The organism is Flavobacterium sp. xlx-214 (genome assembly GCF_013874595.1).
GTDB lineage: Bacteria > Bacteroidota > Bacteroidia > Flavobacteriales > Flavobacteriaceae > Flavobacterium.
In genome coordinates this window covers 1,249,737-1,274,124 of sequence record NZ_CP059431.1, presented here as the reverse complement: position 1 = coordinate 1,274,124, position 24,388 = coordinate 1,249,737, and the positions used below count along the sequence as shown (strand labels likewise).

The 24,388-nt window shown below is 32.7% G+C and carries 22 protein-coding genes, 2 tRNA genes and 1 riboswitch; of the genes, 9 read left to right on the top strand and 15 right to left on the bottom strand.

Annotated features, from left to right (window positions below):
- The first annotated feature begins 3 nt into the window (after positions 1-3).
- Positions 4-1,050: a hypothetical protein gene (locus H1R17_RS06045; protein WP_163432052.1), complete on the top strand. Its 1,047-nt coding sequence runs from the start codon at positions 4-6 to the stop codon at positions 1,048-1,050.
- On the opposite strand, the gene aat is transcribed toward H1R17_RS06045, so the two are convergent.
- From aat to H1R17_RS06030, 3 genes are read right to left on the bottom strand one after another with little or no spacing between them, the layout of a single operon-like run.
- The gene (gene aat / locus H1R17_RS06040) at positions 1,047-1,706 is read right to left on the bottom strand and encodes a leucyl/phenylalanyl-tRNA--protein transferase (protein ID WP_163432050.1); all 660 of its coding nucleotides are present in this window, start codon (positions 1,704-1,706) and stop codon (positions 1,047-1,049) included. The genes H1R17_RS06045 and aat overlap by 4 nt on opposite strands.
- Positions 1,707-1,762: 56 nt before the next feature.
- Complete coding sequence (locus H1R17_RS06035) at positions 1,763-2,305, bottom strand: DUF3127 domain-containing protein (protein WP_163432048.1); 543 nt, start codon at positions 2,303-2,305, stop codon at positions 1,763-1,765.
- Between the two features lie 3 nt (positions 2,306-2,308).
- Complete coding sequence (locus H1R17_RS06030; RefSeq protein ID WP_163432046.1) at positions 2,309-3,181, bottom strand: flavin reductase family protein; 873 nt, start codon at positions 3,179-3,181, stop codon at positions 2,309-2,311.
- Positions 3,182-3,305: 124 nt separating this feature from the next.
- On the opposite strand from H1R17_RS06030, the gene H1R17_RS06025 reads away from it, so the two are divergent.
- On the top strand, positions 3,306-4,457 hold the full coding sequence (locus H1R17_RS06025) for a PAS domain-containing sensor histidine kinase (protein WP_163432044.1): 1,152 nt from the start codon (positions 3,306-3,308) through the stop codon (positions 4,455-4,457).
- A 22-nt stretch (positions 4,458-4,479) separates the two neighbouring features.
- Here the strand turns inward: H1R17_RS06025 and H1R17_RS06020 are convergent, their stop codons facing one another.
- On the bottom strand, positions 4,480-4,866 hold the full coding sequence (locus H1R17_RS06020; protein ID WP_163432043.1) for an HIT family protein: 387 nt from the start codon (positions 4,864-4,866) through the stop codon (positions 4,480-4,482).
- 10 nt (positions 4,867-4,876) lie between these two features.
- Positions 4,877-5,353, bottom strand: coding sequence for a transcription elongation factor GreA (greA, locus tag H1R17_RS06015; protein WP_163432041.1), 477 nt, complete (start codon positions 5,351-5,353; stop codon positions 4,877-4,879).
- 138 nt (positions 5,354-5,491) lie between these two features.
- Here greA and H1R17_RS06010 point away from each other — a divergent pair, with 138 nt between their 5' ends.
- Complete coding sequence (locus H1R17_RS06010; RefSeq protein ID WP_163432040.1) at positions 5,492-5,917, top strand: hypothetical protein; 426 nt, start codon at positions 5,492-5,494, stop codon at positions 5,915-5,917.
- A gap of 58 nt (positions 5,918-5,975) precedes the next feature.
- Here the strand turns inward: H1R17_RS06010 and H1R17_RS06005 are convergent, their stop codons facing one another.
- On the bottom strand, positions 5,976-8,153 hold the full coding sequence (locus tag H1R17_RS06005) for a TonB-dependent receptor (RefSeq protein ID WP_163432038.1): 2,178 nt from the start codon (positions 8,151-8,153) through the stop codon (positions 5,976-5,978).
- 92 nt (positions 8,154-8,245) lie between these two features.
- Positions 8,246-8,334: riboswitch (TPP riboswitch) on the bottom strand.
- Positions 8,335-8,412: 78 nt separating this feature from the next.
- Positions 8,413-8,559: a hypothetical protein gene (locus H1R17_RS06000; RefSeq protein WP_163432037.1), complete on the bottom strand. Its 147-nt coding sequence runs from the start codon at positions 8,557-8,559 to the stop codon at positions 8,413-8,415.
- Between the two features lie 291 nt (positions 8,560-8,850).
- On the opposite strand from H1R17_RS06000, the gene H1R17_RS05995 reads away from it, so the two are divergent.
- On the top strand, positions 8,851-9,420 hold the full coding sequence (locus H1R17_RS05995) for a DUF4468 domain-containing protein (RefSeq protein ID WP_163432035.1): 570 nt from the start codon (positions 8,851-8,853) through the stop codon (positions 9,418-9,420).
- Positions 9,421-9,853: 433 nt separating this feature from the next.
- Here the strand turns inward: H1R17_RS05995 and arfB are convergent, their stop codons facing one another.
- Both arfB and H1R17_RS05985 read right to left on the bottom strand, forming a co-directional pair.
- Positions 9,854-10,252 carry an alternative ribosome rescue aminoacyl-tRNA hydrolase ArfB gene (arfB, locus tag H1R17_RS05990; protein ID WP_163432034.1) on the bottom strand — a complete coding sequence of 133 codons (399 nt, stop codon included), beginning with the start codon at positions 10,250-10,252 and terminating at the stop codon, positions 9,854-9,856.
- A 188-nt stretch (positions 10,253-10,440) separates the two neighbouring features.
- A complete protein-coding gene (locus H1R17_RS05985; protein WP_163432032.1) occupies positions 10,441-11,076 on the bottom strand; it encodes a 4'-phosphopantetheinyl transferase superfamily protein in 636 nt (211 codons plus the stop codon).
- A gap of 87 nt (positions 11,077-11,163) precedes the next feature.
- Between H1R17_RS05985 and ahcY the strand changes: the two genes are divergently transcribed.
- Entirely contained in the window at positions 11,164-12,480 is a 1,317-nt protein-coding gene (gene ahcY, locus H1R17_RS05980; RefSeq protein WP_163432031.1) for an adenosylhomocysteinase, read from the top strand.
- Positions 12,481-12,575: 95 nt separating this feature from the next.
- Here ahcY and H1R17_RS05975 read toward each other — a convergent pair whose 3' ends face one another.
- Genes H1R17_RS05975 through H1R17_RS05960 form a run of 4 tightly spaced genes read right to left on the bottom strand, consistent with a single transcriptional unit; the run spans position 12,576 to position 17,759 of the window.
- Complete coding sequence (locus tag H1R17_RS05975; RefSeq protein ID WP_240453349.1) at positions 12,576-13,574, bottom strand: FAD:protein FMN transferase; 999 nt, start codon at positions 13,572-13,574, stop codon at positions 12,576-12,578.
- Positions 13,575-15,770, bottom strand: a complete 2,196-nt coding sequence (locus H1R17_RS05970) for a PepSY domain-containing protein (protein WP_163432029.1) — start codon at positions 15,768-15,770, stop codon at positions 13,575-13,577.
- A gap of 13 nt (positions 15,771-15,783) precedes the next feature.
- On the bottom strand, positions 15,784-16,263 hold the full coding sequence (locus H1R17_RS05965) for a DUF2271 domain-containing protein (protein WP_163432027.1): 480 nt from the start codon (positions 16,261-16,263) through the stop codon (positions 15,784-15,786).
- 20 nt (positions 16,264-16,283) lie between these two features.
- Positions 16,284-17,759 (bottom strand): ankyrin repeat domain-containing protein, encoded by a 1,476-nt coding sequence (locus H1R17_RS05960; RefSeq protein ID WP_163432026.1) that lies wholly within the window; start codon positions 17,757-17,759, stop codon positions 16,284-16,286.
- 164 nt (positions 17,760-17,923) lie between these two features.
- On the opposite strand from H1R17_RS05960, the gene rpe reads away from it, so the two are divergent.
- Positions 17,924-18,586, top strand: coding sequence for a ribulose-phosphate 3-epimerase (gene rpe, locus H1R17_RS05955; RefSeq protein ID WP_163432024.1), 663 nt, complete (start codon positions 17,924-17,926; stop codon positions 18,584-18,586).
- Between the two features lie 28 nt (positions 18,587-18,614).
- On the opposite strand, the gene H1R17_RS05950 is transcribed toward rpe, so the two are convergent.
- Positions 18,615-19,892, bottom strand: coding sequence for a DUF4026 domain-containing protein (locus H1R17_RS05950; RefSeq protein ID WP_163432023.1), 1,278 nt, complete (start codon positions 19,890-19,892; stop codon positions 18,615-18,617).
- Between the two features lie 91 nt (positions 19,893-19,983).
- Entirely contained in the window at positions 19,984-23,304 is a 3,321-nt protein-coding gene (locus H1R17_RS05945; RefSeq protein ID WP_163432021.1) for a DUF2723 domain-containing protein, read from the bottom strand.
- 429 nt (positions 23,305-23,733) lie between these two features.
- On the opposite strand from H1R17_RS05945, the gene H1R17_RS05940 reads away from it, so the two are divergent.
- The 3 genes from H1R17_RS05940 (at position 23,734) to H1R17_RS05930 (ending at position 24,349) form a co-directional block, all read left to right on the top strand.
- Positions 23,734-23,804: transfer RNA gene (locus H1R17_RS05940), tRNA-Gln, on the top strand.
- Positions 23,805-23,834: 30 nt separating this feature from the next.
- Positions 23,835-23,905 (top strand) — tRNA-Gln (locus tag H1R17_RS05935).
- Positions 23,906-24,019: 114 nt separating this feature from the next.
- Entirely contained in the window at positions 24,020-24,349 is a 330-nt protein-coding gene (locus tag H1R17_RS05930) for a hypothetical protein (RefSeq protein ID WP_163432020.1), read from the top strand.
- The last annotated feature ends 39 nt before the right edge of the window (positions 24,350-24,388 follow it).

The following is a 24,388-nucleotide window of genomic DNA, read 5'->3' as shown; positions in this document are numbered from 1 at the left end:
AGAATGAATAACAAGAAATATATTTTTTTTATCATTACAGCCTTAATTGTTGTTACAGGCGGTTTGTTTTTCTATTTTAAGGACACTCTTTTTTCTATCGATTCAAGTAAGAATACAAATATTGCAACAGAGAATAGTAATGAAAGTATCGAAGTAAACACAAATCAAGAAGTTGTTTTTACAGGCGATCAAGGATATTTATTAAAAGGTAAGTTGCTAAAACCTGCATTTGAAAAAGAGTATAAAACACTTCCAGATACGCTATATAATTTAGAATTTAATGACCGACTTTTTTTAGTGAATAATGTTGATGGTGCACAAAAAACATATTCTTTGGTAGCTGAAAACACATTAGATAACTTAAATAGCTATCAAGGTACTTGGGAACAGAAAGAGTTAATTACGTACTTAAAATTGGCAAGTCAGGGTGCAGTTGAATTTCCTTCTTATTTAGGAGCGATGCATATTGATTACAGTTTAATTTCAACAGATGAATTTAACAATAAGTATCAAGATTATTTCATAGAAACAGTTGATAATTATGGTATGTCACAATTGCCTTATGATGTTAAAAACAAAATAATTGATTTTTATCAGTCAAAAGAAGGTGCAAGCTACCGTTACAAACTTAAAGGAAAACAAACCAGTGCTGATTTAATTTGGCGTGGTGCATTAACAGGTAAAGATAAAGAAGAAGTAGCCATTCTTTTAAATAGTACCGAGAATAGTTTAGATGACAAGTACATTCTGTTGGTCTACGCTTGTAAAAGTAATCCTAAAGATTCATATCAAGAGTATTATTTGGTGTATAATGAAACGTTTTACAACAGAGTTTTATTAGATCGTTTAAAAACTACGGCTGATGGTGAAGAATATATACGCGATATTTACATGAATAGTAACGACTTGAAAAGAACCGAATTTGATGGTGTTGTAATAAAGCAATTTAATGCCACAGATGAAGTTTTAGTGTATTCTAAAGATTACGATAAGTTGATTAAATACCACCAAACTCCTTTGCGTAAAATTGAGGAGGAAGAAGAATATTAATCTTCATAAACCACTTTTACTTCCTTTTTTAAAATTTGCATAAACAAATCGCGTGGAATTTCCTCACAGCCTAATTGTGCTAAATAATCATTATAAACCTGACAATCGATTAATTGATAGTTTTTGGTTTTTAACTTTTCAGCTAAATGAATAAACGCAATTTTTGAAGCATTCGATACTTTAGAAAACATACTTTCGCCACAAAAAATGTGTCCTAAATCAATACCGTACAAACCACCAACCAATTCATCATCTTGCCAAACTTCAACCGATTTTGCATAACCTAATTCGTGCAGTTTTGTATAAGCTTCTAACATATCATCGGTAATCCAAGTACCTAATTGCCCGCTGCGTTTAATTTCTTGGCAATTTTTTATTACCTCGTGAAAAGCTTCGTTGTAAGTAACTTTAAAAATACTTCGATTTAAGATATTACGAGTCGATTTTGATATACGCACCTCATTCAAAAACAAAACCATGCGTTCTTCTGGGGCAAACCAAGTAATGGCTTCGCCGTCTTCAAACCAAGGGAAAATTCCGCTTTTATAAGCTAAAAGTAAACGTTCGGTTGATAAATCACCTCCAAAAGCAACAATGCCCGATGAATGTGCAGTTTCTACTTGTGGAAAATAATGTTCTTTGGTAAGTTGGTACATAAAAAAATCCTGAGGTGTGTGGCTTCAGGATTCAAATTTATTAATTTATAAAGATATTAGAAAGGCAAATCGTCTTCTAATTCTTCGTTTTGATTAAAGTTAGGTGCTGGTGGAAAGCCGCCGTTATTGTTTGCATAACCACTACCTTGGTTTTCAAACGGATTTTGATTTGGTTGTCCGTAACCTTGCCCTTGCTGCGGTTGTTGGTTAAAACCTTGTTGTGGCTGTCCGTATCCACCACCTTGAGGTTGCCCGTAGCCTTGTCCTTGCTGTGGCTGACCATATCCTTGAGGTTGCCCATAACCTTGTTGTGGATGTTGCATTTGTTGTGGACGATCGATTCTCCAACCTTGAATTGAGTTAAAATAACGTGTTTCACCTTGTGGGTTTGTCCACTCTCTACCTCTTAAATTAATTCCAACACGTACTTGATCGCCTGGTTGAAACTGGTTTAACAAATCACATTTGTCTTGTGTAAATTCAATTAAAATATGTTGCGGATATTGCTCTTCGGTTGTAACAACCAATTCTCTTTTTCTAAACGTTGGACTTACATCTTGTATGTTTCCAACCATTTTAATTCTTCCTAAAACTTCCATTTTTTACTTTATTGTTGCTAAAATTGTTTTCCATGCCGATGTAACATCTTGTGCATCTAAAAACATTTTTGCTTTTTTAAACATTAATTCGTTGTTCTCTTTTATTTCGTTTATTGAAGTATTTTCTGCTAAAAACTGATTGATTTCTTCCGTTGTTGGCAAAACTTCAACATTTCCTAAAATACCTAAATCGTTTCCTACAAAGATACCACTTTTTTTGGCTTCTTCGGGTATGGCATCAACGCCAATTCCCAAGGTAGTTAATGGCTTTTCAACCTCAAACATTCCTGGTGTAGCGCGTGTGTACCAGTTGCCGCCCATACGTGCTATTAAATCAATTTTGTGTTGATCAATACCGCCTTTGTCGTCTAAAATATGTTCTGCAATATGAATTTGCACTACTTCACAGATAATTAAATTTCCTGCACCACCTTGATCTCCTAAAGCAATAATATCATTTACTTTACACTCTAATTGAACCGGACTTTCGGCTACACGAAAAGGTTTTATTTTGTTTGACGCTACTTTGGTAAAGCCCGCTTTTACAAACTCATCTACACCATCGCCATATTCGGTTGATGCTAATGAAAGCTGCTGTACCATATCGTAATTAGCAATGTTAATAACTACTTCTTTGGTAGCTTCGCAATTTAATAAGGTGTGTTTAACGGTGTTGTTTCGAACCCTACGCGATGGAGAAAAAACCAAAATAGGTGGGTTAGAACTAAACAAGTTAAAAAAGCTGAATGGAGAAAGGTTTGGATTTCCGTTTTCATCAACTGTACTTGCAAAGGCAATGGGTCTTGGACCAACAGCACCTTGTAAATAAGCTTGTGTTTGTACAGGGTTTAGATCTTTAGGATCAATAGTTAACATAATGCAATAGGTTTGTAACAAATATAAGTATATGCGTATTTAGTTTTGATGCATTTTGCAAAATATTATCAACAAAATAACGTTTAAAGCAGTATCTTGTCAACCGCAATTAAAACAATACTGCATGTCTATAGTTAAAAAAAGTTTGTATACCCGTTGGTTTATTTTACTTTTTTCGTTGGGAATTTTAATTTTAATTCTTTGGAATACCTATTTGCTTTTTCAAACATTTAAGCACGAAGAACGTGTGAAAATGGAAATTTGGGCAGAAGCAAATAAAAAAATTAGTGATGTTTCTGATTTAGATGCTGATATTGAACTTCCTTCTAATATTTTAATTAAGAATACAACTATTCCTGTGGTTTTAACCACCAATAATGACAGTATTATAACGGTTTCTAATGTGCCTGAGGAAGCCTTTGAAAACAAGGTGCTACAATATAAAATACTTGCCGATTTACAAAAGCAAAACCAACCAATAGAAATCAAACATCCAAGTGGAAATCAGTTGGTTTACTACGGAAACTCTTCTTTAATTACCAAGTTAAAATATTATCCTATTGCTTTGGTGGCTATTTTGGTATTGTTTGGTTTGTTGGTTTACAGTTATTTTCGTGCCAGTAAAATGTCGTCTGAAAATAAATTATGGGCAGGTATGGCTAAAGAAACAGCGCATCAAATTGGTACGCCTTTGTCATCGTTAATGGGGTGGATTGAATTGATGAAGTTGGATAATGTAGACGAGAATATTGTAACCGAGGTTCAGAAAGATGTGGATCGTTTGCAAACCATTGCTGATCGTTTTTCTAAGATTGGTAGCGAACCTAATTTAGAAGTTTTGAATGTGGTAGATGAAACCAAAAAATCATTCGATTACTTGCAATCACGTAGTTCTAAACAAATCGATTTTGAATTTGAAAGCAATGCAGATATCGTTAATTTATTAATCAATCCAACCTTACATAGCTGGACGATTGAAAATTTAGTAAAAAACGCCATTGATGCTATTAAAGGTAAAGGAAAAATTAAGGTTGAATTAAAAAATACTGAAAGCACTATTCAAATTTTAGTAAGTGATACGGGTAAAGGTATTCCTAAAAATCAGTTTCGTAAAGTATTTGAACCTGGCTTTTCTACCAAGAAACGCGGCTGGGGCCTGGGTTTGTCTTTAACCCAACGTATTGTAGAAAAATATCATAAAGGTTCTATTAAAGTGCTAAAATCTGAAATAGGTAAGGGTACTACTTTTTCGGTACAATATAAAAAATCCCTTTAGTTTGTCTAAAGGGATTTTTTTATTATAACTGTTTTGCTATGCTTTGTGCGGTTTCTTCAAACTCTTCTTTCGTTAACGTTGCTTTGCGTTGAAAGCGCATATCGTCCATATCTTGTAACGGAATTAAATGTACATGTACGTGTGGTACTTCTAAACCAACAACGGCAACACCTACACGTTTACAAGGAACGGCTTTTTCTATGGCTTTGGCAACATCATACGCGAAAGACATTAAACGAGTGTAAACATCTTTGTCTAAATCAAAAATTTTATCAACCTCTTGCTTCGGTACACATAAGGTGTGTCCTTTGGCGTTAGGGTTAATGTCTAAAAAAGCAATAAACTCATCGTTTTCGGCTACCTTATACGAAGGAATTTCACCTGTAATGATTTTTGTAAATACACTCATAGCAATTGTTTTAGTCTCTTGTTATTTCTAGGATCTCAAATTTCAATGTTCCGTTTGGTACACTAATATCAGCAATTTCGCCAACTTGTTTACCTAACAAACCTTTACCAATTGGAGATGTAACCGAAATTTTACCCGATTTTAAATCAGCTTCGCTTTCGGCAACTAACTTGTAGGTTAATTCCATACCATTGGTTTGGTTTTTAATACGCACAGTTGATAAAACCAAAACTTTTGAAGTATCTAATTGCGATTCATCGATTAAACGAGCGTTTGCTAAAACCTCATCCATCTTGGCAATTTTAAGTTCTAATAAACCTTGTGCTTCTTTAGCTGCATCGTACTCAGCATTTTCAGATAAATCTCCTTTATCACGTGCATCAGCAATTGCCTGCGACGCTTTTGGGCGTTCAACACTTTTTAAGTGATCAATTTCATCTCTTAATTTCTTTAAACCTTCGGCTGTATAATAGGATACGTTACTCATCTTAATTCAATTTATAAAATAGAAAAAATCCCACTACAAACGGGATTTTACTTTCTAATACGTTTATTATGTTAATATTGTTCTCTTTTTATTTATGTCAAAGTTAAATAATTAAATTTGTTTTTCAAATGTTTTACAATGAAAAAACTTTTAGTATTGTTTTTGTGTTTAAGTGCGTTCTTGGTTTCTTGTTCTAAAGACGAATGGGATAACAGAAATCCTTATTTACCTGAAATAGCGGTTAATGTACCTATAAATACTACATTAGGTTTGTATAATAAATTGCAATATGCGGGTAATGCTGTGTACATATCGGGTTACGGTATTAACGGTTTTTTTGTTATTAATACAGGGACTGGTTTTCGCGCGTTTGAGGCTACTTGTGCCAATCATGAAATTAGTTCTTGTTCTAGGCTTACTTTAGATGGTGTAGAAGCAAAATGTAGTTGTACCGATGGTTTGGTTTACAATTTGTTTTTAGGGTTACCAACTACCGATGCGCAATATCCTTTAAAAGAATACCGAGTTACCCAAAACGGTAGCATGTTGACTGTATATAATTAAAAAAACGAGCATCATTACGATGCTCGTTTTTGGTTATTGATTATTAAGATTGATTAGATTAAAAAATCAAAGATACACCTGCTAAAATATTAAACTGCGCTTGTGGATAATAACCTGCACCTTCAATAGTGGTGGTTACGTCTGGTGTAGTCCAATTGTCATCATAGGTGTAATAAAATCCGTTTGAAATGTATTTAACATCAAAGATATTGTTCAGCATTACATTGAAGTTGATGCTTTGAAACCATTTTTTGGTTTTTAATGCATAACTGAAGTGAATATCGTTTGTCCAATAAGAATCTAGTTTTGAGAAATCAGAATCGGTATTGCCCATAAACTGTTCGCCAACAAACTTGGTTAACAAACTAACGGATATGTTTTCTTTTGGTAAAAACGTAAACGCGTTTGAAGCGACTACATTGGGCGAAAAAGCAATATTGGTGTTGCCAAGGTTTTGAATGCTCCCGTCGATATGAGCTTTAAAGTCGATATTTTTATTGGTGCTTATGCTAATACTTGGGCTCCAAATAAACTTTTTGTGTAAAGCAACGGCTCCATCTATTTCTAAACCTAAACGGTAACTATCGCCACTGTTTTCTCTAATAGCCGATCCTACATCATTCAATGCACCCGTTAAAACCAACTGATCTTTATAACGCATATAATATCCGTTCACATTTACTTTTAATTTATCGGTGTTTAACTTCCAACCCAGCTCAAAATCGTTTAATTGTTCGGGTTTTGGGCTACCTGCTTCGTAATCGGTTCTGTTAGGTTCGCGGTGCGCACGTGCATATGAGAAATAACCCTGCTGCTCATCGTTAATTAAATAAGTAACACCTGCCTTAGGATTGAAAAAGTTGAAACGATCATCAACCAAGCCTGTATCATCTCCGTTTGCTTTGTAGGTAACATTACGCAATTGTAAATCGCCGTATAAAACCCATTGATCTTTTAACGTATAGGTAGCTTTTACAAAGGCATTAGCATCGGTTTTAGTTGATTGATCAAAATAATATTGTTGATTGTAATTATAAGCAACAGGTTGGCTTACCCATAGTATTTTACCATAATGATCGCCTTCATACTTATTAGCAGCACCCCCAAAAATAACATCTAACTGATCTTTTTTATAGTTGGAAGAAAAGGTAAAACCATAGAAATTGTTTTTAAGAAATTTTTGACGAATGATGTCTGCCTTTTTAATTTCCTCATTGTTCACCATGATTGACTTTAAACCGTAATCGGCTAATTTCTGGTTTACCTTATAGTTCTCGTAATAGCCAATACCAGTGGTTAAATGTAAGGCAAAGTTGGTGTTCCAATAGGTATTCCAACGTTGGTTCCAATGCAATTGATAATGGTTTTGATTGTAATTGTCGGTTTCGTTATCATAATAGCGTACCACACCATTTGCATCGATATATTCGCCAGAAGGGTTATAGGTACGATTGTTTTTTAGTATTTCTTTATCCTCAATACCATTCCAAGCTTGATATGTTTTTTCGTTTCCACCAAAAGCCAATGCTTTAATCAATGTTTTACCATCAACAAAAGTACCTTGTAAAAAGTACGACTTCAAATCAGATTCGGCTCTGTCAATATATCCATCCGAATGAATGTTCGATAACCTACCCGATAACTCAAAAGCATCGTTCATCAATCCTGTTGAAAACTTAACCGTGTGTTTGCGCGTATTGTAACTACCAAAGGAATTGGATATTTCGCCCGAGCTTTTATCTGAATACGCATTGGTTAACAAGTTTAAACTGGCGCCAAACGCACCCGAGCCGTTGGTTGAGGTACCTACGCCACGTTGCAACTGAAGGTTTTCTAATGACGAAGCAAAATCGGGCATGTTTACCCAAAACGATCCGTGCGATTCGGCATCGTTATACGGTATACCATTTAGGGTTACGTTTACACGCGTACCATCGCTACCACGCACACGAATACCTGTGTAGCCTACGCCGTTACCAGCATCGGTTGTAGTAACTACCGATGACATAAAGTTCATTAACACCGGTATATCTTGCCCTAAGTTCTTCTTGGCAATTTCTTCTTTGGTTAAGTTAGAAAAAGCCATGGGCGTTTTTTTGTTGGCACGTACCGCTTGTATTAAAACTTCGTCTAAAGTTTCATCGCTTATTGTGTCTTTAGGTTGTGTTATTTGTGCCTGTACAGTAGCCGATAGCAATGTGCTGGCAATAGGTAATAACAAATAATGAATTTTCATTCGTAAAAAATATTTTACAAATAAAAGGGGGCATTTATTTTGTTTAGATTAATAAAAAATGATGATACGAACAGCAACCAATGCGTGCACTCATATAGTGTTTGTTCATTTCCCTTGGCAGCATTACCTGCCCAGGTTCTTTGGGTATGATCTCAGCCGTAGGGCACCCCTTTGAGACGATGCAAATATAATTGTTTTTTTGAGATGAAAGAGAAAAGATAATAGAAAATAGATGATAGACGAAAGATGTTGCCTTGAATTAAAAGCTACTACCTTGAAATCCTTTTTTCATGCGTTTAAAGTTTTCTTTTTCTTGTTTTAAAGCTATTTGCTTTTCTTCGTAGGTTAATTGCTCGTTGTTATTAATAGCAGTTACAGCAATGTCATACTGTGTTTGCAACCGCATTAAGGCTTGTTCTTGTGCTTTAGAATGAATGTGCTTAACTATAAAGATAGAAAAAACAACTTACCAGTTTAGAGTTGTATATATAGGCACTATAGATAGCCGTAAATACAGCAACATTGTTACTAGTAACATATTGTAAATAGTAAAACCGCAAGTATAAAGCTTGCGGTTTTGTTTTTTGTTTATATTTAAGCACAAGTAAGATGTTTGTGTTAGTTGAGATTGCATTTTTTTTAAATGCTAAATAAATATTTTTTTATATTTTGCGTCATTATTTAAAATACTACGATTATGAAAAAATTTTTACTTACAGTTCTTTTTTTAAATGCATTTATGAATAACTCTTACGGACAAGAGAAAGAATTTGTATTTTCAAAAGAAAGATTAACAGATTTTGTTGTAACAGATTTTGAAGGAAAAAGTCAATCAGAATTATTCAGAAAGACTTTGGATTGGGTTGCAATAACTTATAAAAATCCAAAAGAAGTAATTAAGGCACAAATTGAAAATGAATATATTCGTATAGAGGGTTCAAGTGATGATATATTTTGTATTAAAGCTTTAGGTCAAGTTGGCTGTCAAGAAGGAATTTACCAAATTGAAATATCATTCAAAGATAATAAGTATAAGTTTGATATAATTGAACTTAAAAGGTATATTGTACCAAGTCAGTATGTTAATGGTGGTTGGTCTAATTTTGACTTAAATTCTAATGAAGAATATTATAATAAAAAAGGCGAAATTAGAAATACATATAAACTCTTCGCAGAAAGAATACCTAACTATTTTAATAATTTGAATAGTTCATTAAAAGAATTTGTATTAAACGACAATATACCAAGTAAAAGTAGTGATTGGTAATAAATATTTCCAAGATTATACGAGCATCTTGCTCATACAAAAACTAATCTGAGACTCTGAGACAAGCTTAGGGTGACAATAGGTGTGAGTATGTTTGTTTGTGGTAAATAAAAATCCTGAAAGGATTTCATATTTATAGCAAAGCGTGTTTCGTAGGTACAACCCTGAAAAAGTCACATACAATAAAAACAATACAGTACTTTAAATATATGAATCCTACAAATTCATTGTTTAACAAAGTACAGCAAGTTATGTTATGAATATCAACGGGTTAAAATCCGTTGAAAAGGCTTTAGCCACAAAGTTTTACCTTTGGCTAAAGCCTTTTTTTGTTTATCATAGAAACATCGGACTAAAGCTTAATGTTATTGATAAGGTTGCTCAGTGTATTTGTGGAAAAAACACAAGAAGTACACAAGAAGTACACAAAAACCTAAAACCGAAACTTTCTATTTTCCTTTTTATCGGCGTTGCGTTGTTTATCGTCTAAACGTTTTTTAATAACAGCTTTGGGTATTTTAGTAGCAATACGTTTTTTGTCTTTCTTTAATGCGCTTTCTAGTAATAAAAACAAACGTTGCACACACAATTCTTTATTCTTTAACTGGCTGCGGGTTTCATCGCACTCTACCCGAATGCTGCCTTCTTTAGATAAACGGTTGGCAAGTTTTTCGGTTAATGTCGCTTTTTCATCAGCGGTTAACCCCATCGATGTTTCGGGTACAAAAACAATTTGTACTTTGGTAGCTACTTTATTTACATTTTGTCCACCAGCGCCTGAACTGCGTACGGCTTTGTATTGTAATTCGGTTTGTATAATTTCTTTATTCATTGTTTTATGTTTTTACCACAGATGCACAGATTCAATCCATAAATAATAATTAAATTAAATTATCTTTTTTTTTGTCACTCTGAACTCGTTTCAGAGTCGCATTCATGAGTTTTTTGTGAGATCCTGACCCGAGCTTGCGAACGGAACGAAGTTAAACAAGTTCAGGATGACAATAAGTGTGTTTAACATTATTCATGTTCTAATGCGTAAACTAGGGTGTAATTCTCAAAACTTTCAAAGTGAAAGGTAAATTGGCTTGCAAAATCTAACTCTTTACAATCAACCAAGGCTTTGCCTGTATCATCTATCAAAGAAAAAGGCTGTATGTGCATATCTTGCTTAAAGCTTAAACTACGTGAGTTACACATTTTGTACAAAGCTTCTTTTGCGCCCCAAATTACACTTAATTGTTCTATGTATTGGTGGTTGGTATCTAAAAAATCAAACTCGGTTTCTATGAATTTATGCGCAATCTTTATCATCTTTTCGCGTTTCATTTCTAAATCAATCCCTACATTTTTAGTCGAGATGATAATCGCCGAAAATTCGTATGAATGTGTAATCGATATATGCTTGCCGTCACTTAAATGTGGCTTTCCATTGGCGTCGTACGTTAAATCTTCATCTTCGTAACCTGCCGCTTGCAACAATTTACGCACGCTTAAAAAACCTTTGCGGTGTTGTTCAGACAGCATTCCATCTAATCTAGCTTGATGTTTTTCTTTTAAAACAACAGTTTCTTTTAACTCAGATTCTAATTCGGTAATCTTCCAAATAAAAACTTGAGTATCAATATCGTGAGAAATAACTTTATATAGAGGCATAAATGTGTGCTTTATGATTTCGTTTGCAAAGATTTAAAATGAAATCCGTAAATTTGCAAAAATTTGATACACAAATATAAAAAATACATGAGTACACAAACAATACCTTATGTGCCTTTTAAAGTGAAAGATATTTCATTAGCGGCTTGGGGAAGAAAAGAAATTGAATTAGCTGAAGCTGAAATGCCAGGTTTGATGGCTTTAAGAGCTGAATATAAAGACGAACAACCTTTAAAAGGTGCGCGTATTGCAGGATGTTTACACATGACCATACAAACAGCGGTTTTAATTGAAACATTAAAAGCGTTGGGTGCTGAGGTTACGTGGAGTTCTTGTAATATTTTCTCTACACAAGATCAGGCGGCAGCTGCAATTGCCGAAGCAGGTATTCAAGTGTATGCTTGGAAAGGTTTAGATGAAGAATCGTTTGACTGGTGTATTGAGCAAACGTTGTTCTTTGGTGAAGATCGCCAGCCATTAAACATGATTTTAGATGATGGTGGTGATTTAACCAATATGGTAATTGATCGTTACCCACATTTAGTAGCAGGTATTAAAGGTTTATCTGAAGAAACTACTACGGGGGTTCATCGTTTATATGAGCGTGTAAAAGCAGGAACATTGCCAATGCCAGCTATTAACGTGAATGATTCGGTTACAAAATCAAAATTTGATAACAAATACGGATGTAAAGAATCGGCAGTTGATGCTATTCGTCGTGCTACCGATTTAATGTTGGCAGGTAAACGCGTGGTTGTATGTGGATACGGTGATGTTGGTAAAGGTACAGCAGCATCTTTCCGTGGTGCGGGTTCTATTGTTACTGTTACAGAAATTGATCCTATTTGTGCGTTACAAGCAGCAATGGACGGTTACGAAGTAAAGAAATTAGACACAGTTGTTGGTAATGCAGATATCATTATTACTACTACCGGAAATAAAGACATCGTGGTTGGTCGTCATTTCGAAAAAATGAAAGATAAAACGGTTGTTTGTAACATCGGACATTTTGATAACGAAATTGATATGGCTTGGTTAAACGCAACGTACGGAGCTTCGAAAAAAGAAGTAAAACCACAAGTTGATATTTATAATGTAAACGGAAACGATATCATTATTTTAGCTGAAGGACGTTTAGTAAACTTAGGTTGCGCTACAGGTCATCCATCTTTTGTAATGAGTAATTCATTCACCAACCAAACATTGGCTCAAATTGAATTATGGAAAAATTCAGCAAACTATGAGAACGATGTGTATATGTTGCCAAAACATTTAGATGAAAAGGTTGCTGCTTTACACTTAGCTAAATTAGGCGTTGAGTTAGAAACTTTATCTCAAGGACAAGCAGAATACATTGGTGTTGAGGTTCAAGGTCCGTTTAAACCAGAATATTACAGATACTAATCAGTATATAAATTAGAGAAAGCCTTCCTTTTTAAAGGGAGGCTTTTTTATTTACAAAAAAGATATTTTCTTAATACAACCAATAAAAAATAAATTTACCTAACAATTTCATCAAAATTCTTTGTTTTATAAACTGTACCCTTATTAGTTAAAATTAAACATGCATACTGAGGATATTGAGAAAGAAGTTCAAAACCTTTCTCTTTTCCTAAAAGCATTATAGAGGTACTAAAACCATTGGCCATTTCAGCATTTGGACCTATAACGGTTACACTAGTTAAACCTGTTGATGGCATACCTGTTTTGGGATTGATAATATGAGCATAACGAATTCCGTTAAATTCTATATATTTTTCATAATCTCCAGATGTAGTTATAGCAATTCTATTAACTTTCAAAACTTTAATCCATTTATTTTTTTTGAAGGGATTATTGATGCCTATTAGCCATTTCGACCCATTAGGTTGATTGCCCCAAGTGGCCATATCACCAGATGCATTTACAATTCCAGCTTTAATTCCTAAATTTTCCATTAATGCACGACCTTTATCAGCTGCGTAGCCTTTTCCTGTAGACCCAAAGCCAATTTTCATACCTTGCTTTGTTAAAAAAATAGAGTAATCCTCTTCATTTAAAATAATGTTCTTGTACCCTACCCTTTCAATGGCTTTAGCAATTATTTCTTGAGAAGGTAATGCATCCATCGATCCATCAAATTTCCAAATTTTATCCATTGCGGCAATGCTAATATCAAAAGCACCATTGGTAATTTCAGAAAAAAACAAAGCCCGTTTTGTTAATTCAAAAACCTCTTTATCTACTTTTACAGGCTTGATTCCAGCATTTCTATTAACTTTCGATATTTGTGATATTGGTTTCCATTCAGATATTAAATTTTCAATTCTAATGATTTCTTCAATAACTAAATTAATGTTTTTTTCAGCTTGTAAAGAATCATCAGCAACAATACTAATATCAAATTTACTGCCCATTAAAACAGTATCGCGTTTACTTAATACTTGCGCAAAAAAATTGTTTGTAAGCAAAAAGCAAACAAACAACCAAGAAAATTTATTTTTTTTAAGGTATATCATTTAATAACAATCAGTAAGAATTTGCTTATTTTCTTTGTAAAAATCTAAAGGTTTTCCATTAACATCCTTACAGATTGTATCTAAAACAGCTTCAACATCTTTTTGCATATTCAATGCGCCGCATATCATAATAACGCCTTTGTTTTCTAGTACTTGCGCAAATAATTGAGCTTGGGTTTGAATTAAATGCATTACATAACACGCATTTTCTTCACGTGAGTAAGCAAAATTAAAAGATGTTAACCTTTGCTCCTCTTTTTGTTGTTGAGCAAAATTTTGATAGCCTTGTGTAGTATTGTTTTGATATCTAAAACCAGCAAATAAATGAATTTCTGTTTTGGTTCTATTTTCTTCAATCATACCTAAAAAAGGAGCAATTCCCGTTCCGTTAGCAATCATAATAACCGAAGGCGCTTTTTTAGGAAAATGAAATGATTTATTTTGAATAATACGTGCTTGTAATGGTGTGCTTTTTTGTAAATGATACAAAAATTGTGATCCCAAACCATTTTCATGCAACTTTACAATTAAATGGATGTTATTGTTTCTTTTAGTAATAGAATACAAGCGTTCACGACCATCGTTACCAGGGTAAATAGCTAATAAATCTCCTGATTGAAAGCTAACTTTGGATTGATTGTTAATGATTAAACTAAAAATAGGATCGTTTGAAGAAACAGTCGTTTTTTCAAGCACATTAAATGATGCTAATTTTGGCGTTTTTTGTTGATATAAGGCTGGTGTTGTACCTATTTCAACCGAAGAACTGTTTTTCCATGCCTTTGCCCATTCAACAAACTCAGTTACCGATTTATCATTAACAGTAAAAACAGGTAACAATTGTTTTGCCCAAGATTGCTGTTGTAACCACTGATCTACTTCAATTGCAAACGCACAATAATCTTTGTACGCTTTTGATCCAAAACCAATAACAGAAAAAGAAGCATTAGCATTTTGAGGATACTTATTGACTAGCTTTTTAAATTGATTTGCGTTTGACGGTGCATCGCCTAAACCATAAGTTGATGTACAAACAATTAAATGCTTGGCTTTTTCAAAAGTAGTGTATTGGTTTAAAGTGGTTAGATAAACCGATTGATTTGACGCAATAAGTTGTTCGTAAATTTTATTAGCAAACGTTAAGGTAGAACCATTTTCAGATCCTACTAAAACAATATATTCAGCATTATTTAGCTTGAATTTGTTTTTAATTTTAACCGATTTGCGTTTCAATGTAATGACAAAACCCGAATAAATAAAAAACAAAATATTAAGCGAAGCAATACCAAGAATAATAGCCCAAATAATATGCGTACGCCCTGTATGCAGATTTAAACTTAATGTTTCTAACTTTTTTTCGGTAGAATACTGCGTCTCAGAAACAACATTTCCTGTTATTTGGTTTATCTGAAGTTCTTTATCATGTAACTTAATTTTAAAAAAATCTTCAGGATCATCAGCAAAAGGAAATTCAATTTTTTCTACATCAGCTAGTTTAACTTCATTAAACGCACTAAAATCTTTCCATTTTTTTTCAGAAGTGTCTTTAGCAGAAACCATTTCCTTGGTAACTTCTTCAGGTTTTGAAACAAACTCAAAACGTATCATAAAAAGATACGTTCCGGTTAAAGCAATAATTAAGATAGGTATAAGCAACAACCTACCTGCTACCACATGAAAATATTGAGCAAAGAAATCGCGATGAATTTTAGAAAAGAAATGTTTTATTCCTTGTTGACGTTTGATGATTAAAATAGTTCCTGTAATGGTAATCAACATCAACAAAAATGAAACAACACCTACTATAAATCGTCCTGTTTCATGTAAAAACAATGATCTATGTAAGGAAGTTATCCATTGAATAAAAGCCGATTTTTCGACAGGTTTTCCTAATTTCTCTCCTGTTAAAGGATTAATGATTACTTTAAAATCATCTCCATTATCATCAAATCCTTCTAAAGTAACAAATTGATTATGATCGACTTGTAATTCTAAAATTTCGGTATACTTAGCTTGTAAGTTTGGTAACGATTGCGCTAGAGTAACATCATTGAAGGATTCTATTTTGTAGGGTGGTGTTTTTTCATTAACTGCATCAACAGCCAATATAACACCTGTAATAGCAGCTACAAAAACAAAAGCACACGATATTAATGCCAATGCTAAGTGCGCAAAACGCCAAACCGAACTAATCATGAACGCGATTGTTTTATTGTACTTTGTTTAATTTTACGTAACGAATGTATCCTTTTCCTTCTGTTTTCTTTGTTAATGCATCTGTAGTAAAAGGAATTTCAACATCACTAACATGATATTTTTGATCTTCTACAGCTGTTTCAAAGCGCAATTTATAACCTTTATTCATTTTAGATTCATCAAGCGTAAAAGTAGCACTAGTACGGTCACCTGCTGCAACCGAAGCACCTGTTACAGCACTAATTTTCTCTTTTTTCTTAGATAAATTCTTAAACCATTCTTTAAAACCATTATACCATTGCTTATCATCGCCCATCATGTAAACAGTTTTCTCGTATTTTCCTTGCGGATCAATAAGAGAAACCACCACATAAGCTTCTAAGCCTTTGTAGTTGGTCATTTGCAACATGCATTTATACTTTGCATTTTGAGCAAAAGAAAGGGTTGAAAAAAGTAAAAAAACGGCAATTATATATTTGTTAATCGTATTCATTATAAATGTATTTTTTAATTTTATTGTAAGAAATCAATAGAAATGTTATTCTCTTTTAAAGATTCATTTTCATTAGCTAAATCATAAACCGTTTCATCAAAATCAGTTATAGCATCTTTTTTAGCACCTTTAGCAATTAAATATTTTAAAACAACATCATCTTTTGCAATTAAGGCTGCTTTGTGTAAAGCTGTAATTCCTTCGCTATTTTTAGTATTAATATCGATATTTAAACCTTCTAAATTGTTTAATAATTGTACATCATTCTTAACAACAGCTAAATGATACAAAGTATTACCATCTTTTTGAGGTGTAACAAAATCTACATGATTGTTTTTTAATAACTCCATCTTTTGATTGAACTCATTTTTTTGACCATCACGCGTTGGTTTGTACGATTGTATCAAATAATAAGCCAGATTATTTCCGCTTTTATCAACAACTTTCGTATCAGCTTTATTTTCTAACAATTTTGAAACTACATCAGCAGATCCTGTGTTAACCGCAATTGCCAAAGCAGTTTCTCCTTTTGCATTTACTTGATTGATGTTTTTAGTTTTAGAAAGTATTGATTGTAAAACATCTGCATTTGTACCTTTGGCAGCTTCCATTAAAACTGTATTTCCTTCTTTATTTGCCTGATTTATATCAACCCCTTTTTGTAAGAAATAAGCAATGATTTCATTTTGATCTTTTTTACGAACTAAATTATGTAAAACATTTTCGTTTTGATCTCCAACAACATTAGGTTTAATTTTTACCTCATCAATTAAATATTGGTATGCTTCTAAGCCACTTGATTGAGATCTTGTACCTTGAGAAGCAAAAATCAAAGCTTTATTTGTATGTTTCACTCCTTTTTGAGCTATTTTCTTTAAAAGTTCTACGTTACCAGAACGAGATGCATAATCGAAAGCTGTATTTTTAAAATCATCTACATCACTCCATGATAATCCTTTAGAAATAAAGTAATCTGCAAGTTTTAAATCAGCATCATTAGCAATAGATAATAATAATAATGAAGCTCCGTTTTGAAACTTTTGCTTAGGATTGTTGCCTGCTTTAAAAAGTAAATCGTAAACGGTTGTATTGGTTTGACCATTACTAGCAGCAAAAGAAATTGGAATTGCTCCTTTATCATCTGTACGGTTAATATCAGAACCTTTTTCAAGCAAATATTTTACCAAATCTGCATTGCCACGGCTAGCTGCCCAATGCAAATAGGTTCTTCCATCGTGGGTATTCTTAGAAACACTGTTACCTTCTTGACCAATTAAATAAATAATAGTTTCTAAAGGGGCATTGTTATTTATAGCGATACTTACAACATCATGATTTCCTCTGTTAGCTTCAGATGGATTATTTCCTTTTTGAATTTCGGCTTTTACTATTTCTACATTAGGTGCTTTTTTCCAAAAATCTGCATTTAATAATGTATTTTGCGCCTGACCAAAATAACTAAACAACAAAAAAGCTGCAATGGTAAGTTTTCTCATAATATAGTACTTTTATAAAAATGTAATTTAGACTTAATAAATATTAAGTGCGAAAGTACGGATTATTTAGCAAGTACTCAAAATTTTATGAAGTTGTTTTCACAGTTATGTTCAGCAATTTTTAAACAAATAAAATTGTACATTTGTAAAAACAATTCAATAAAATGAAAAATACATTGATTGCGCCATCGGTTTTGGCTGCTGATTTTGCTAATTTACAACGAGATGTTGAAATGATTAATAACAGTGTGGCTGATTGGTTTCATATTGATATTATGGATGGTGTTTTCGTTCCAAATATTTCGTTTGGTATGCCTGTTTTAGATGTTATTAACAAACATGCCAAAAAGACAATTGATGTACATTTAATGATTGTTGATCCTGATAGATATATTGATACTTTTAAAAAGTTAGGAGCTGATGTTTTAACGGTACATTATGAGGCTTGTACACATTTACACAGAACTTTACAGGCTATTAAAGCGGCTGGAATGAAAGCTGGTGTAGCGTTAAATCCTCATACAAGTGTCGCTTTGTTAGAAGATGTAATTAAGGATATTGACTTGGTTTGTATAATGAGTGTGAATCCTGGTTTTGGAGGGCAATCGTTTATTGAAAATACTTACAAGAAAGTAAAGCAGCTTAAAGAACTAATTGTTAAAAATAATGCTGCTACTTTGATTGAAATTGATGGAGGCGTTACAGATAAAAATGCAGCTGCCTTGGTTGAAGCTGGTGCTGACGTTTTAGTAGCAGGAAGCTTTGTTTTTAATGCTCAAGATCCAATTGCGACCATTCAAAATTTGAAAACTATTACTACTATATAAAAAAAGCGTTCTTTTAGGAACGCTTTTTTTATGCAAACAATTCAAAGATATTGTCTGGAGTGTAATTCTTTTCAGGACCATAAATTAGCCAATCTGTTAAATGATGCAATGGTAATGTTAAGGCATCGTTTACATGGTATTTCTCAATTTGATAAGGCTCATTTAGTAAAATAACATCTAAAGTGTTGTCATCATTTATTTTTGTAACATCAAACCATAAATGTTCATTGCTGTCTCCTGCATCAATAGGTAATCCTAGTTTAACAATAAATCGCCAATCTTCATCAGTGGCATGTTCTTTAAATGCTTTTTCTAAATATTGAAATTGTTCATAAGCAAGAGCTGACATGCGTTCTGTTTCCTCATCTTTTATAAAATAAACGGGATTTTCTTTTAATTCTTCAGCTAAAACATCAGGTGGATAAATTTCATCATTTTCTAATAAGTAAACGATACCTGATGGACCATAATTTTGCTTTTCTGGTGTACGTTCTTGTAAACCTCCTGGAATTTCTGAGGGATATTTCTCTACCATATCTTCCCAACGAATCCAAACAAAGTTTAAATCATAACCAATGTAACCCATATTAAAAGGTTCATTTTCTTCTGCAGGATCATATATAAAACGCGAAACCATTGCATCTAATAAACCGTTAAGTTCACTAACTCCGTTTTTAATGTCAATCAATTCTAATTCTACTGTTCCACATCTGTGTAAACCATGGGTATGCAACCAATAGTTTTTTTCTCCATTAATTTCATCATACACGCCATGAATGGTATAAATATACCTTGGCGAAGGCGGAGTAAGTAATTTAGATGCAAAAGCAGCCCATTGACCCGATAATAATCTTAGAGGCATGAAATCGATTAGTACAGTTGGTTGTGGAACTAAAGCATTTAGTACTTTTACCTGAAGATGAAAGCTGTCTAAAATGTTTTGAGAGAAATAAAGAGAAGATTCTAAATAAAAGGATTCTTTTTTTGCTAGTTCTAACTCACTTTCTAAAACAGGATCAATTTGTGCATAAGAATCTAAATTAATATGAGTAGTTTCTACAACAAATAAATCAATTTCATATGTAATTTGTTTGTATAGAATGTTAAGTGAAAATTTCTTAGAAACTGTAGGATTTTCATCTAACAGAAAAATTTCTTCAAATTCAACTACCTCAAAATCTTTTGCATTTGATAAGTTTGTTTTTAATGATTGAAAAGTAAAATGGTTGCTATTGTTTCTACCAAAAACTCCCATTTCTGATGGTAAACGTATTCCTTCTTCTGCAATTTGTTCGTATAAACTCATAAAACTATTTTTAATGATATTCTAAATTTACAAAAAATAGCTTTATCTAAAAACAATAAAAGACCCCAATTGGGATCTTTTATTGTTTTAATTATTGTTGATTTACCGAATCTTGTGTTGTTGCAGCAGAATCTTCCATCATTTGTTGTTCTCTCTGCATCATCTTTAATTCTTCTTCTTTTCTTTGCTTGTACATTTTTAAGTACCTGTCAAAATACTTTTCAAAAGGAGCAATACGTTTGTTTAAAGCAGCAACTGTTGCAGCATCGCCTTGTGATTTACAAGTATCTATAATACGATATGCTGTATTAAAAGTTTCAATAATATCATATGTGTATTGTTGCTGTTCTGTTACACCCATGCCTTTAAAGAAATTCAACTCTTCTTCAGATTTTGTATACAATTTTGTAGCAATTTCACTTGCTTTCTTAGTTTCTCCCACTTTATAATACAATTCTGAAAAAGGCTCAACAAAGAAATATTTCAATCTACTATCATAAGGTATATAATAATCAATTGGGAAATTGGTCATGGCTAAATCTAACACTTTCTTAGCTTTATCCTTTTTACCTTCATTAATTAATTGATCTGCTAAACGAGTAAAATTCACTAAATATTGACGTGCTTCTTTACGAGTTTGCGGATCGTGATAAATATTTGGGCTTCCAAAGTTACCCCAATACCAACCCGTGATGTTCTTGTACATTTTTTCTGTATCAATAGAACCAATATTTAAAGGATTAACATCGTACTGACGTTCTGCTTTTATAGGCACTAATTGATATACCAAACCATTTAACTGCACATAATCTTTTAACCAAAGGAATGCTTCATTGGTAATATCACCAGCTGTAAAATAAATTGGTCTATCCCAATTGTTGTTTGCAATAATATCATACATCATAATACGCATACGGTACAAACTACTTGTATTTACATCAATAGGAATTTCTGATACAATTTGATCTGCAAGTTCAGGTGAAACGGTTCCATTTTTAAGCACCTTAGCTTTATCAACAGGTATTTTAAATTTGTTGGTTGGTATACGCACTACTTCCATTCCATTATTTACTGTCATTTTGGTTTCAGGTCTATCACTTGCAAGAAAATCCATAATGGTATTCAAATCAAAACGCTCGTCAACTGTAGGCGTAATAGCAGCAAAATACAATTTATCACCTGCATATTGCTTGTGATTGAAACGTATTTTTAATGGTTCAGAATCATACGCTTTTACTTTTAACTGATCTACATACCACTCTGCTTGCATTAAAGTTGTACATACTACGCGTACATCGGTCCTATAACCTTCTACCTCTTGTAAATACCAAAGTGGAAAAGTATCGTTATCGCCAATGGTAAAAATAATAGCATTTGGTTCTAACGAATCTAAATAGGCACGACCGACCGCTAAAGCTGTGTATTTATCTGAACGATCATGATCGTCCCAATTTTCACTCGCCATTAACACAGGCGATGCTAAAAAGGTAGTGGCTAAAACTACTGGTAAAGCTATTTTAGCATTTACTTTAGATGCTATAAATTCATAAATAGCATAGACACCATAACCTACCCAAATGGCAAAAACCATAAACGAACCTACTACAGCGTAATCACGTTCACGTGGCTCGAACGGACGTTCATTTAAGAAGATTTTTAAAGCAAAACTTGTGAATAAAAACAATGCTAATAAAACATAAAATGTTTTAGGATCTTTACGATAATGGAAAATAAAACCTAATAAACCTAACACAAACGGTATCATAAAATAAACGTTGCGCGCTTTGTTATTTAACATATCGCTGGTTAAATTATTTTGCGATCCTAAACGAAACTCATCAATAAATTTAATACCAGTTATCCAGTTTCCATCCATACGATCATTAGATCCTTGAATATCGTTTTGACGACCAGAAAAATTCCACATTAAATAACGCATGTACATATATCCAAACTGATAATTAAACATAAAGCTCATGTTATCAGAAAAACTTGGCTTTTGTACATCGATATATTCACCCATTTGCGATAAATAGCTGTCATATTCTCTTGTAGACATTTGATTAGAGTGAACGGCAGCCTTTAATTGCCCCGCCATTTCCATCAATTTTGGATCTGATGCATACTCTGGCTTTAAAGTGAACTCTACTGGTTTGGTATAACTCATGTAATTTGCCGCCATGTCTGGTTCCCACAAACGAGGTAAGAAACTTTTAAAACGACTAGAATAATTAGGTTCAGAGTTTTTATTTTCGTTGATAATTTTATACTTTCCGCTTACATAATCACGCTCATAATCGATTTTACCATCTTTATAAGGTTGATTTTCATTTAATTCTCTTCCGTATTTGATAGTAAACGAGGTATCGTAAAACAAAGAACGCTCACCATACTGCTTACGATTGTAATAATCTAAAAGCTCTGAAGCATCTGATGGTTTGTTTTCATTGATAGGAATTTGCGTGTTAGAACGAATTGGTAACATCAACCAACAAGAAAACCCTATAAAAACAAACAAAACACTCAAAACAAGTGTGTTAGCAAAATATTTTTGCTTAGAACGTGTATATTTTAAACCAAAAACAAAAAGTGCTACAACTACTGCAAATGCAATGATGGTTCCTGAATTAAAAGGCAATCCTATTGAATTAACAAAGAAAATTTCCGATTTTCCAAAGAAAATCATAGTATACGGAAGTAAAAATCCAAAGACAACTAATAAAACAGCTACTACAGCAATATTCGCAATAATGAAATTTTTAATGGTAACATTTGGATATTTTTTAAAATAATACAAATATCCTATAGACGGAATAGCTAGTAAAGCCATAAAGTGTACCCCAAAAGACATACCAATAACCAATGCAATTAATAACAGCCATTTGTTACCGCGCGCATTGTCTATATCATCAACCCAACGTAACCCAAGCCATAAAAGCAATGCTAACATAAATGTAGCAGCTGCATAAACTTCGGTTTCAACTGCACTAAACCAGAAAGTATCTGAAAAAGTGAAGGTTAAGGCACCAATTAAAGAACTTCCAAGTATAGCAATAGCTATATTGTTGGTAACTGTTTCGGTACCTATTTTAATCATTTTCATTAAAATATTAGTAGCAGACCAAAACATAAACAAAATAGCAAAAGCACTAGATAAGGCTGATACCATATTTACCATTGCAGCCACTTTTTCTGGTGATGAAGCAAACATGGCGGTAAAAGCACCTAACATTTGGAAAAGCGGCGCACCTGGCGGATGTCCTACTTCTAACTTTGCCGATGTAGCAATATATTCACCAGCATCCCAAAAACTAACTGTTGGTTCTAGTGTTATAATATAAACTGTAAGTGCAATTAAAAACGCAAGCCATCCTGTGATGGTATTCCATTTTTTAAAATTCATTGTCAACATAATAGCTATTTTTGTCTTATTTTTTATAAGAACTACAAAGAAAACGTTTTTTTTCTAAATTCCTAAAAAATGAATTCAACATATTTTGTTAACTATTTTGAAATGTATTATTTTAAGTATTGCTTTAAAATATCAAACACATAAAATCTACATGAAAAATATGATACACCTTCTTTTTAACCATAATTAAATTTTCATCAATACTATTAAAACATTTCAGGGTATCAATTCACTAATTCAATTATTTTTGAAAAATTAAAATTTGCTAAAGCACACTTTATCAATACAACTAACTAAAAAAACAACTATTCAAACATACTTTTTTAAAAATAATTCTTTCAAACTCTTGCAATTTTCTTTTTTTGTACTACATTTGCACTCGCATTAGTTAACCAACTGCTTACAGTTATCATCTAATGTTGCTTTTATTGGTCCATGGTGTAATGGTAACACTACTGTTTTTGGTGCAGTCATTCAAGGTTCGAGTCCTTGTGGACCAACTAATAAAGCTTAATTACAAAACATACAATTGGTCTATGGTGTAATGGTAACACTACTGTTTTTGGTGCAGTCATTCAAGGTTCGAGTCCTTGTGGACCAACAAAAAACCACTTTCTCAAGTGGTTTTTTTATTTTCTTTCTATTCTGATTTAACAAAAATTTTACACTGTATTGGCTAAATATTTTAAAAACTTTAAAGTAAATTTGCCATGTTATGCTAAAGATATTCAACATATCCACTTTATTGTTATTTGTGTGCTTTTTATTTGCACCAACAATATCTTATGCATTAAACTCTGATGTAGACACGTATTCTTTAATTATTAGTGAAGAAGAAGAAACGCATTCAAAAAACAAATCAAAATCAAACAATACTGTAAACGAAGAAGAAGAGAAAGAAATTCATTATTATACTTTTGAAAAGTACAAGAATTATCTTTCACAGCAACCTATCTTTGTTGTTGATTCTGACTTTAATAATAGTATTTTTAAAGATAATTTAGTCTTTAAAATTCCATCTCCCCCTCCAGAACGCAATCTATAATTTCAAACAGTTGGTATGTTTTTGTACATATTCAACACT